We start from the raw sequence: 12275 nt of genomic DNA on the forward strand, positions 1-12275 counted from the left end.
TTTACGCCTTAAATTTAATTAAAAAGTTGAATGTAAGCGAATTGACAAGGATATTATTTTAAAAAAACACGTTTTACACGTTGAGATACAGCTGTTATAATTTCATAAGAAATACTTTTTGCTGTGTTAGCGAATGCGTTAGCGGTTGGTTGTTTTCCGAAGATGATAACTTCATCTCCCTCTTGACAATCAATATCTGTAATATCCACCATAATCATGTCCATGCACACATTTCCTAAAATGTAGGCTTGTTTGTTATTGATAGTAACGAAACCTTTTCCTTTTCCATATTGCCTACCAATGCCATCTGCATGACCAATAGGAATGGTGGCCGTTTTTGTTTTTTTAGTTGCTATATACGCACGATTATAACCAACACTATCGCCTTTTTCAATGCTATGAATTTGCGAAACAATAGACTTTAAAGTTGCAATAGGTGTGAAATTTTTATCTTCTAATTCCGAGTTCCCAAAACCATATAAACCAATTCCAACGCGTACCATATCAAAATGTGCTTCAGGATAATTTAATACGCCTGATGTATTACAAAGGTGTAACATGGGTTTGTATCCAATAGAATTTATAAAGGAATCTGAAATACGTGTAAATAGCTGAATTTGTTTTTGAGTAAATTCTTTTTCATTAAAGTCTTCGCTGGCTGCTAAATGTGAAAAAATAGATTTTACCTGAATACTATGCGTCTCATTTAATGTAGAAACTATTTTAGGAACATCGGTTTCCTCAAAGCCTAAACGGTTTAAACCTGTATTAAATTTAACATGAACGGGATAGTTGGTTTGTTTTTCGCCTTCAGCAACTTTTATAAATTCATTTAAAACAAAATGACTGTATAAACTAGGTTCTAAACAGCGCTCAATAAGTGTTTTAAAATTTATAGATTGTGGATGCAAAACTAAAATAGGTGTTCGAATTCCAGCATCACGCAACGCGACACCTTCATGCGTATAGGCTACCGCCAAATAATCAACATGTAAAGTTTCTAGGTGTTTAGCAATTTCTGAAGCATCACTGCCATAGGCATATGCTTTAACAACGGCTAATATTTTGGTTTTTGAATTTGTTCTAGACTTTAAGTACTGAAAATTATTCGTTAAGGCATTTAAATCGATTTCAAGAACGGTTTCATGCACTTTTTCCATTGGAGTCTTTGGTATTGTTTTCAATTTCTTCTGCACCTTCAACTTTCATGCTTCGTATTTTATCACGTTGCATAGATTTGTAATAAGCAGCACGACTTAAAGGTTCGTACTCATCTACTTCACCTAATAAAACGAGGTCATCGCTTTTAGATTTTCGGTAGCTGTATTGTGCTAAATTTCCTGTTTTGGTACAAATAGCATGCACCTTGGTTACGTACTCTGCTGTTGCCATTAAATTTGGCATAGGACCAAACGGGTTGCCTTTAAAATCCATATCCAAACCAGCAACAATAACCCGAATACCTTTGTTGGCTAAATCATTACAAACGCGAACAATTTCATCATCAAAAAATTGGGCCTCGTCAATACCAACCACATCACAGTCGTCTGCCAAAATAGGGATATTAGCTGCTGCCGGAACTGCTGTAGAACGAATTTTATTGGCATCGTGAGATACGACCATATCATCGTCATAACGCACATCTACAGTGGGTTTAAAAATTTCAACCTTCTGTTTGGCAAATTGTGCACGCTTGAGTCTACGGATTAATTCTTCCGTTTTACCGGAAAACATGGATCCGCAAATAACTTCGATCCAGCCAAATTGTTCTTTATGATTTACTGTATTTTCGAGAAACATTTTGTAATTTTAACACTAAAATAAACGGATTGTTCGTTTTGTATAAAGGTGGCGTAAATTTATTAAAAATCAAAAGCATAATTAGGTTTTAAAGTTAAAAAGTTATGAAGAAGAAGTTAGAGGCTGAATTAATGAGTATTGCACATAGAATCTTAAAATTAAAAGGTAAAGATGATTTGAATAAAATGCATCTAGAAGTGGCTGCTTTATATGAAAAATTAACGGTATTAAAATTTGCGAAAGAAAATTTTGAGGATGATATTCCTACTATTGGTAATGATTCGTCATTTTTTGATATGCTAGATGTAGCTTTTAATAATAAAGTGAGCGACAACATTGAATTTGAAGATAAGACGTACATAAATCTTGATGATTCTGAACACGAAGAAATTATGGAACCTGCCATTGAAAAAATAAAAGATATGGTGGCTCAAATGCCTCATGAAGCGCAAATGGTAGATTCGCTTTTTGAAAAGGCAACTTCAAAAACCCAAGTTCATAAAATTGATTTGGATGATATAACTGCTGGTTTTGATAACGAACCTATTTTTGACCCTGTTAAAAAAACGGATGGTAATTTTAAAAAATCGCTTAACGATAAACTTAAAAAGGGTTTGGTAATTGGGCTTAATGATAAAATAGCTTTTATCAAACATTTATTTGAAGGTGAAGGCGATGATTACAACCGTGTGATATCGCAAATAAACACCTTGAATTCAGTTGAGGAAGTACAAAACTTAATTTTAAATATTGTAAAACCGGATTATAATAATTGGGAAGGTAAAGAGGTTTATGAAACCCGCTTTATGGAGCTTATTGAAAGTAAATTCGATTAATAATAATATATCTCAACCTACCTTTTGTTAAACATGATTTTGAATGTTGAAATACATCAGAAGATTGTAAATTTGAATAGAAATCAGTTTGCTTTATGAAACTTTACATTGTTCCAACACCTATTGGTAATCTGCAAGACATGACTTTTAGAGCTATAGATGTTTTAAAATCAGTGGATTTAATTCTTGCTGAAGATACCCGAACATCTGGAAAATTATTGAAGCATTTTGATATTGGCACACCATCACAATCACACCACATGCATAACGAGCATAAAACGGTTGATGGTTTAATCAATAAATTAAAAAGTGGTGTAACCATGGCTTTAATTAGCGATGCAGGAACACCTGCTATTTCTGATCCTGGATTTTTATTAACCAGAGCTTGTATTGAAAATAATATTGAAGTAGACTGTTTACCAGGAGCAACTGCTTTTGTGCCAGCATTAGTAAATAGTGGGATGCCTAATGATAAGTTTGTTTTTGAAGGCTTTTTACCTGTAAAAAAAGGACGACAAACGCGATTATTACTCCTTGCTGAAGAGACCCGAACCATTATTTTTTATGAAAGTCCACATAAACTGATAAAAACACTGACCCATTTTTGTGAATATTTTGGAGAAGACAGACCTGTTTCTGTTTCCCGAGAACTCTCCAAACTCTACGAAGAAACCATTCGCGGCACTGCCAAAGACGTTTTAGAACATTATACCAACAAACCTCCAAAAGGTGAAATTGTGGTAGTTGTAGGTGGTAAAAAGTAGATTTTGATTTTTCAAAAACAATTATGGAAATCTTTTTTGTAGGGCTTTGCTCCATTTCCAAATTTTAAATTTTCCCTAACAGTATCTGTCTAAAATTTCAGTATCTTAATCACTACAAATTAAGACTATGAAAAATAAGCATTACAACGTATTCGTTATAGGAAGTGGTATTGCAGGGCAAACCGCGGCAAAAATATGCCGAGAAAATAATTTAAGCGTCGCCATTTCCGATAATAGAGAATTTGGTGGAACTTGCGCCAATAGGGGTTGCGATTCCAAAAAAATATTACTGCAATTTTCGCAATTGGTTTATCAAAGTAATAAATTTCAAGGACTTGGAGTTAAAAAAAATCCGAAGTTAAATTGGAAGCAAGTTCAAAAATTCAGACGTTCTTTTTCTAATCCCATTCCCCCAAAAACAGAACAAAATTTAAAAGATTTAGGTATGTCCTTATACCACCAATCACCAAAATTTATAAGTAAAAATGAAGTTGAGGTCGAAGGGAAAGTAGTGTCTGCCGATTATTTTGTAATTGCCACCGGAAACATTCCAAGACCGTTAGATATTGACGGTAACGAATTTTTAAAAGTGAGTGAAGACGTTTTGGATTTAAAGAAAATTCCAAAATCTATTACATTCATCGGATCGGGATATATTGCCATGGAATTTGCATGTATGCTTGCAACTCTGGGAAGTCAGGTTACCATTTTAGAACGAGAGAAAACAGCTCTAGCTAATTTTGATCAATTTTTAGTAGAAAAATTAATTACTAAACTTGAAAGTTTAGGCGTGAAATTTATTTTTAATGCGGATGTAACGGGTGTTAAAAAATTAAAAAAGAATTTAGAAGTTTCATTTTCTATTGATGGCGAAGTTACCACACACAAATCGCGATTGGTTATTAATGCGGCAGGCAGAGTTCCAGCTATTGAAGCTTTAGATCTTGAAAAAGCCGATATTGAAGCGGATCATGATGGCATTGTTGTCAATGATTATTTGCAAAGTAAATCGCACTCAAAAGTTTATGCTTGTGGTGACGTTTCCAATAAATCGTTAGCTTTAACACCACTTTCAGGACTTCAAGGCTATATTGCCGGAAATAATATAATTAAAGAAAACTCTAAAACTTTTGATGTTCCGTGTATACCGTCAACTGTGTTTACAACACCAAATTTGTCATCGGTAGGATATGGTGAAGAAGACGCCAAAGCGCGCTATAAAAATATAAAAGTGTATCAAGGTGATGCTAGTAATTGGTTTAATGCCAAAAAAGAAAATGAAGACACCTATGCGTATACCATTTTAGTTAATGAACGTACTGACGAAATTGTAGGCGCTCATATTTTAAGTTCAGAAGCCAATGAAAGCATCAACGTTTTTGCAACGGCTATTTATAATAAAATGACGGTAAAAGAATTCAAGCGTATGGTTTTCACATATCCATCTTATGTTATTGACCTAAAAAGTATGATGGAAAATTAATAGATATAGAAAGCGAAAAGAGAAACAACACGTTACAAAATTGCTTTAAATATTTAAATTGAAAATATGCAAGAATTACTTCATAGCATTAGTCAATGTACCATCTGTAAAGACTATTTGCCGTTAGGTCCAAGGCCTGTGGTTTCAGCTCATAATAATTCTAAAGTTATCATTATAGGTCAAGCTCCGGGCACTAAAGTCCATGCTTCAGGAATTCCTTGGGATGATGCTAGCGGAAAGCAATTACGGAATTGGCTAGATGTGAGCAAAGAACAATTTTATAACCCTGAAAATTTTGCCATTATGCCTATGGGATTCTGTTACCCAGGAAAAGGCAAGTCGGGGGATTTACCGCCAAGGCCAGAATGTGCACCACAGTGGCATCATCAACTTTTAGAGCACATGCCGAATGTTGAATTAATTTTACTCATTGGCATGTATGCACAGCGTTATTATTTAAAAAGCGATGCTAAAAAAACGCTAACGGAAACCGTTGATAATTTTCAAGCGTATTTGCCCATGTATTTACCCTTGCCACATCCATCGCCTAGAAATCGGTTTTGGTTGACTAAAAATCCTTGGTTTCAAACGGAAGTTTTACCTATATTAAAAACAAAAGTCCATAGCCTTATCAAATAAAAAATCTATCTTTATTTTTCGGTTAAAACCCAATTATCATGATTAAAAAAATACTATTTCTATGCGTTTTCAGTGTGGCTTTTTCAAGCTTAACTCAAGCACAATCCATAAAAAAACAAACCACAAAAGAAAGTTTAGAGCAAACAGTTATAACTGATTTTTCAGGCGATTTAGCTTACGAAACTACGGCATTTGTTGAAAAATATTGGCGTGTGGTTGGAAATACAGGATTTAATGAAAGTATTAATTTCATAGCTAAAAATTTAGAAAGTGCTGGCTTCGTTTTAGAAGAAAAGTCAAAACCAAACAACCGACTTACCTACCGAATTGAAAAGCGTCCATTAAAAAATCCTACATGGGAAATGGTTGATGCGCTGGTAACTTTTAATAGCAAGGAAGCACCGCTTTTAGCACATAAAACCAACCGAAATATGGTGGCTTTAAATTCCTTCAGCACACCAAAAGAAGGTGTTACAGCAGAAGTGATTTACGTAGAAGATGTTCAGAAATTAAAAAAAATGGATGTGAATGGAAAAATTATTTTCGCTGAAACCAGTCCATCACGTATTTATAATGACGCCATCGTTAAAGGTGGCGCTATTGGTTTAATGACGTATGATAATCCATCGTATTTACAACCGGAAAAAAATACAACCTCTATTCAATTTCGCTCTATTCCTTTAAATTCTAAATTAAAGCCTTGGGCAATTGCCTTGTCCTATCAAGCTAAAGAGCGTTTAAAAGAAGCGCTTTCAAAAGGGCCAATTACCTTAAATGTTCAAATAGAAACTAAAATATATGAATCGGAAGAACTCACCATTGTTGCCGATATTAAAGGAAATAAATTGCCAAATGAACGTTTAGTTTTTAGTGCACATGTTCAGGAGCCAGGTGCCAATGATAATGCTACCGGAGTTGGTGTTGCGCTAGAAATGGCAACGCTTTCAGCAAAGTTATTAAAAGATAATACATGGAATCCTACCAGAACACTAACCTTTCTTTGGGGAGACGAAATTGTGTCTACAGGTCGTTATGTGCAAGAGGATAAAACGCGTGCTCAAGATATAAAATGGGGAATTAGCTTGGATATGGTTGGTGAAAATACAGACATCACAGGTGGTTCATTTCTCATTGAAAAAATGCCAGATCCTAGTGCTATTTGGACACGTGGTAATGATAAACATTCAGAATGGGGTGGCAGTAAAATGAGTTTAGACCAAATGAAACCACATTATTTAAACGATTTTGTTATTGGTGAATTTGAAGCCCAAGGCAAACGTGCCAATTGGGAAGTCAATACCAACCCGTTTGAAGGTGGAAGTGATCACATGCCTTTTTTACGAAGTAATATTCCAAGTGTCTTGTTTTGGCATTTTACCGATCAGTTTTATCATACGGATAATGACCGATTGGACAAAGTATCTAAAGAAACGCTTAAAAATGTGGGAACAGCGTCTTTACTGTCTGCTTATATTCTGTTGAATTCTGATGCAACAACTGCAAAAACGATAATTGCGAATATTGAAACCGCAGCAATTTCCAGATTGCATGAAGAATTAAAACAAGGAAAAATAGCCATTAAAAAAGGTGATAAGCTAGCCGAACAAATTGAAATTATAAAGGCTTGGGAAGATTGGTATGTAAAAGCAATAGCCACAACGGTTGATATGTCGCCAGAAGCGACGTCTTTAAAAGAAGCTATTGAGAAAGCACAAGCTTCGGTTCGGGCAACTTCGGAAGCTGCGCTTTTGGAGTTGAGTAAATAAAAACCTCACTATTTCTAGTAAGGTTTAATCTATTTTCTAACAGCGAAGCGGTCTAATATCTAACATCTTTTATTACACATGCTTTCCAACCTCAAAACCATGTTTTCCTAAAAATTGATTTCCACTTTCTATGGCATCATTTTCTAAAGTTGTTCCCATGCTATCGTTCCATCTATTTAAATATCCAAACAGTGAAATAACGCCCAACATTTCTACAATTTCACCTTCATTCCAATGTTGGTGTAAGCGCTTTTGAATGGTTTCATCAACGCCATTCGGCACTTGACTTGCTGCTAAACTAAAATCGAGAGCAGCACGTTCCGCTTCCGAAAAAGCCGGATGTGTTCTATAGTCCCAAATATTATCTAATTGTTCTTGTTCAGCACCATAGCGTTCAGCAGCACGAATGGCATGTGCTTGGCAATACCTGCAACCCGTTGCGTTGCTTGAAACCCAGGCAATCATGCGTTTTAAAGCAGACGTTACACGACCTTCATTCGCCATAACCGCTTTGTTGAGGTTTATAAACGCCTTGGAAATGGCCGGTCTGCGTTGCATGGTTAATACAGAATTTGGGCAAAAACCGAGTGTTTCATTAAAAAATTCTGCTAATTCTTTAGTTTCTAAATCGTGGTCTGCGGATAATGGTGTTACAAGTGGCATAGTCTATTTTTTTATTGGTATTTTTGAATGAACAAGCATCAATTTAAGCTTGTACCAGTATTTTATTTTAATCCTAACAAGTAACAAAAAAATCAACATACATGGCAAATACAAATAAAGTAATCACACATTGGAAAGGGAATCTACAATTTGAATCGGATAACCCAAATGGGAAAACGGTTTTAATGGACACCAGTCCAGAACATGGTGGTCATAGTTCAGGCTTATCACCAAAAGCCATGATGCTTTCGGCTTTAGCAGGTTGTTCAGGATTGGATGTGGTGTCTGTTTTAGATAAAATGAAAGTACAAGTTTCCGATTTCCGAATGGATACTTATGGCGAATTAACCGAAGAGCATCCTAAATATTACCATAGCGTTTCTGTAGAATATCATTTTTATGGTGACAATCTAGATGAAAATAAAATTAAAAAGGCAGTCGATTTATCTGTCGAAAAATACTGTGGTGTTATGGAAATGTTTCGAAAATTCGCAACTGTAAAAACGCGTATTTATTATCATAATACATAATTATTATCATTATTTTTCAGGGTTAATATAAACAATAATACTTAATATTAGTTTTAATTCTTATATTTAGTTAAGAATAACTGTTTAATTAAACCCAAATTTATTATGAAACCACTCGTCACATTTTTACTTTTGTTTGGCATGTTCTATAATGGAATGTGCCAAACTTTTCCTTACGAACGGGAATGGGGTACTTACGCGGAGTTTACGAGAAATACTCGTGCTCACGCTATGGACAGTGAAGGGAATATTTATTCCGTAGGTTTTGTAACAGATACAGATGTGTTTCCTACAACTGCAGCTTCTCACCAACCCATCTACGGTGGTGGCCAAGCAGATGGCTTTATTACAAAATACAGCAGTGATGGTAACTTTTTATGGGGAACCTATTTTGGAGGTGAAGATTTTGATGTCATAGAAGGCATTGCTATAGACAGTAACGATAATATTGTTGTTGTAGGCTTTACCTATTCTGCTACAGGCATTGCCACTCCAGGCGCCTTTCAAGAACAACCTACCGATCGTGGTGGTGGTGCTTTTTTAGCAAAGTTTACTGCAGAGGGTAACCAGCTTTGGGGCACGCATTTTTATAACAGTGCCATTCGTCCTGATGACGAAGCACCTTATAACTTTCATCAAGATTTTTGGTCGCCAGAATATTATAGAGCGGGAATTACCATAAATACTGTCAATGATATTTATATATATATATCAGATTATAATTATAGTCAACCCACCAATAATATAACAACTTTGGGTGCCTTTCAAACAGAAACACTTGGTAATGGAAGTACTATAAGCCAGTTTACAGCTTCTGGAGATCGTGAATGGACTAGCTATTATGGAATTAACAGTGCGCGTATTAATGGTATAGTTGTGGATGGCTCGGGATTGTATGTGACTGGTACCAAGGTGGATTTTCCTACATCTCCTAATGTGCCCAATACCTATTTTGATACTTTTGGCAGCTACACATTCTCCTATTCAAATATTTATGATGCTTTTGTTTCGGGCCTTTCATTGGATGGCAGCACCCGACTTTGGAGTCGCTATCTAGGTGGTTCTGGAGCAGAATTTTTGGGAGGAATGTCATCTTTAGCATTGGATGGCACGGGGCTTTATATAGCAGGTTACTCTGGAGGTAGTACCAATGGGAGTGTTACTGGTATTGCTACTCCGGGAGCTTATATGGAATCGAAGGGATGTGGCGATGGTTTTTTAGCAAAATTAAACCGTTCTGGTGAGATAGACTGGCTTACCTATACCTTGGATTGGGTTGAGGGAGCCTACGAGGATTTAGGTATTTCTTGTGGTGAAAATGTGCATAGAATCAAATCCGTTTTTAGCGGCAAGAGTGGCGTATATTACACAGGGCAGACAAGTGTTTTACTGGACATTGCCACGGAAGAAGCCTTTATGGAAACACTTTATGGAAACACCTTGTATGGACAAATGGATGCCTTTATTATGAAGTTCTCTACCGAAGGCGAACGTGAATGGGGTACTTTTTTTGGTGGTGAAGAAAACGAAACCATTCCTTGGGTCTTTCCTTTTGAGGATGCTTTTTACGTCGTAGGACGAACGTCTAGCACTGAAAATATAGATACCCTAGGAAGTACATATTTAAAAAGTTTACAAGGGTATATCAATAAATTTTCTCCCAGTAATTTAAGTGTGGCAGAAGCGGCTACGTCACCTTTTGCTATATATCCTAACCCTGCTAATGATGTTTTGTATATTAAATTAAATGACAATATGCAATCTTATTCCAGTTCTTTTAAAGTTTATAATATTGTAGGTCAAGAAGTTCTAAATACAAAGCTTCATACTACTGAAATCAATCAAAAAATTGATGTTTCTGGGTTGTCTTCGGGTGTTTATATCGCTTCATTATCTTATAATAACCAAATATTTACCCATAAAATCATTATCGAGTAAACAGGTACATTCCAAATAGTAGTTGGTGTGCAAACACATTATAAAAGTCTAAAGGTGTCATTGAAAAATTCCTACCTTTAGGCTTTTATCATTTACCTTGTAAATTTAATGATATTATATGCGCTGGACCATTAAACCAAAACCGGAATCTAAAAATGTGGATGCTTTGCAAAAAGTACTCAACGTGGAACCCATTGTTGCTAACTTATTATTGCAACGTGGCATAGAAACATATGATGCTGCCAAAACATTTTTCAGGCCAAGTTTAAAAGATCTACATGATCCATTTCTGATGAAAGATATGGATGTAGCGGTTTCACGAATTGAAAAAGCATTAGAAACTGGCGAAAATATAATGGTTTATGGCGATTATGATGTGGATGGCACGACATCTGTCGCCTTAATGAGTTCCTATTTAAAAACCCGAACAGAATTTGTTGCAACCTATATTCCAGATCGCTATGATGAAGGGTATGGTGTATCTTTTAAAGGTATTGATTTTGCAGAAGACAATGGATTCTCGCTCATTATTGCATTAGATTGTGGCGTAAAAGCTATTGATAAAGTGGCTTATGCGAACGAAAAGGGCATCGATTTTATAATCTGTGATCACCACAGACCTGGCGCCGAATTACCGAAAGCTATTGCTATTTTAGATCCTAAACGTGATGATTGTGCGTATCCATATAAAGAATTATGTGGTTGTGGTGTTGGGTTTAAACTCATTCAAGCTTTGGCATCTAAGCAAGGACAAACGGCTGCTGATTTAACCGAATATCTCGATTTAGTAGCTACAGCCATTGGCGCTGATATTGTTCCCATAACGGGTGAAAATCGCGCGCTAGCTTATATGGGTTTACAGGTTATTAATACCAATCCGCGCCCAGGATTTGCAGCTATCATTTCCGAAGTTAAAAAAGAAACACTTACTATTACGGATGTTGTATTTACTATTGGTCCACGAATTAATGCGGCGGGACGTATGAAACACGGTAATTATGCCGTGACCTTATTAACGGAAACCGATCCGGAATTGGCGAAAACCTATGCTGAAGAAATTGAGTTTTTTAATTCTGATAGAAAAGAAACCGATAAACGCATTACTTTAGAAGCGCTAGCCCAAATAGAAACGAATAATGAGCAGGAAGGTTTTACAACCGTTGTATATCACGAAGCGTGGCACAAAGGGGTAATTGGTATTGTAGCTTCTAGATTAATAGAAACCTACTACAGGCCAACCTTGGTATTTACCAAAAGTGGTGATCGGTTAGCGGCTTCGGCACGTTCGATCAGTGGTTTTGATGTGTATAACGCCTTGGAGGCTTGCGCGGAACATATTGAACAGTTTGGTGGCCATAAATATGCGGCAGGACTTACCTTGAAATCTGAAAACTATGAAGCCTTTAAGCAAGCTTTTGAAGATGAGGTTTCAAAAACTATTGATAGATCGTTATTAATACCAGAAATTAAAATTGATGCCCAAATTGAGTTAGCCGATGTAACATCAAAATTTCACCGCATTTTAAAACAATTTGCGCCATTTGGCCCTGGAAATATGTCGCCAGTTTTCATGACAGATAATCTGCATGATACCGGTTATGGCAAATGTGTTGGTGAAGATAAAAGCCATTTACGGATTACAGTTACCAATCCAGAACGTAGCAATAAATTAGTCTGCATAGGATTTAGTTTAGGTGATAAACTTGACTTAATTACAGATAAAAAACCCTTCTCTGCCGTGTATTCTATTGATGAAAACCATTGGAATAATCAGGTTTCCTTGCAGTTGAAACTTCGGGATATAAAATAATGCTCATTTTTGTATCTGTTCTAAATCTAAAATTAAGAAGATTGTT

At 35.8% G+C, this 12275-nt stretch carries 11 protein-coding genes; 8 read left to right on the forward strand and 3 right to left on the reverse strand.

The annotated features are described in order from the left end of the window. Positions 1 to 53 precede the first annotated feature (53 nt). Complete coding sequence (gene alr, locus ES675_RS03375; RefSeq protein ID WP_066247091.1) at positions 54 to 1160, reverse strand: alanine racemase; 1107 nt, start codon at positions 1158 to 1160, stop codon at positions 54 to 56. Beyond that, on the reverse strand, positions 1144 to 1800 hold the full coding sequence (locus ES675_RS03380; protein ID WP_066247094.1) for a thymidine kinase: 657 nt from the start codon (positions 1798 to 1800) through the stop codon (positions 1144 to 1146). The genes alr and ES675_RS03380 overlap by 17 nt, the downstream gene beginning before the upstream one ends. Positions 1801 to 1904: 104 nt before the next feature. Between ES675_RS03380 and ES675_RS03385 the strand changes: the two genes are divergently transcribed. The 5 genes from ES675_RS03385 (at position 1905) to ES675_RS03405 (ending at position 7288) form a co-directional block, all read left to right on the forward strand. Next, positions 1905 to 2636, forward strand: a complete 732-nt coding sequence (locus tag ES675_RS03385) for a hypothetical protein (protein WP_066247097.1) — start codon at positions 1905 to 1907, stop codon at positions 2634 to 2636. A 95-nt stretch (positions 2637 to 2731) separates the two neighbouring features. Further along, entirely contained in the window at positions 2732 to 3400 is a 669-nt protein-coding gene (gene rsmI / locus ES675_RS03390; protein ID WP_066247101.1) for a 16S rRNA (cytidine(1402)-2'-O)-methyltransferase, read from the forward strand. 127 nt (positions 3401 to 3527) lie between these two features. Continuing rightward, positions 3528 to 4883 carry a dihydrolipoyl dehydrogenase family protein gene (locus tag ES675_RS03395; protein WP_066247104.1) on the forward strand — a complete coding sequence of 452 codons (1356 nt, stop codon included), beginning with the start codon at positions 3528 to 3530 and terminating at the stop codon, positions 4881 to 4883. A 66-nt stretch (positions 4884 to 4949) separates the two neighbouring features. Further along, entirely contained in the window at positions 4950 to 5522 is a 573-nt protein-coding gene (locus ES675_RS03400) for a uracil-DNA glycosylase family protein (RefSeq protein ID WP_066247107.1), read from the forward strand. 38 nt (positions 5523 to 5560) lie between these two features. Next, complete coding sequence (locus tag ES675_RS03405) at positions 5561 to 7288, forward strand: M28 family peptidase (RefSeq protein ID WP_066247111.1); 1728 nt, start codon at positions 5561 to 5563, stop codon at positions 7286 to 7288. A 72-nt stretch (positions 7289 to 7360) separates the two neighbouring features. Here the strand turns inward: ES675_RS03405 and ES675_RS03410 are convergent, their stop codons facing one another. Beyond that, positions 7361 to 7951 carry a carboxymuconolactone decarboxylase family protein gene (locus ES675_RS03410; protein WP_066247114.1) on the reverse strand — a complete coding sequence of 197 codons (591 nt, stop codon included), beginning with the start codon at positions 7949 to 7951 and terminating at the stop codon, positions 7361 to 7363. Positions 7952 to 8052: 101 nt separating this feature from the next. On the opposite strand from ES675_RS03410, the gene ES675_RS03415 reads away from it, so the two are divergent. The 3 genes from ES675_RS03415 (at position 8053) to recJ (ending at position 12229) form a co-directional block, all read left to right on the forward strand. Beyond that, the gene (locus ES675_RS03415) at positions 8053 to 8481 is read left to right on the forward strand and encodes an OsmC family protein (protein ID WP_066247117.1); all 429 of its coding nucleotides are present in this window, start codon (positions 8053 to 8055) and stop codon (positions 8479 to 8481) included. Between the two features lie 105 nt (positions 8482 to 8586). Further along, a complete protein-coding gene (locus ES675_RS03420; RefSeq protein ID WP_082985822.1) occupies positions 8587 to 10419 on the forward strand; it encodes a T9SS type A sorting domain-containing protein in 1833 nt (610 codons plus the stop codon). A 118-nt stretch (positions 10420 to 10537) separates the two neighbouring features. Beyond that, on the forward strand, positions 10538 to 12229 hold the full coding sequence (gene recJ / locus ES675_RS03425; protein ID WP_066247123.1) for a single-stranded-DNA-specific exonuclease RecJ: 1692 nt from the start codon (positions 10538 to 10540) through the stop codon (positions 12227 to 12229). The last annotated feature ends 46 nt before the right edge of the window (positions 12230 to 12275 follow it).

Origin of the sequence: Algorimicrobium algoritergicola (genome assembly GCF_008086165.1) — a bacterium.
Taxonomy (GTDB): Bacteria; Bacteroidota; Bacteroidia; order Flavobacteriales; family Flavobacteriaceae; genus Algorimicrobium; species Algorimicrobium algoritergicola.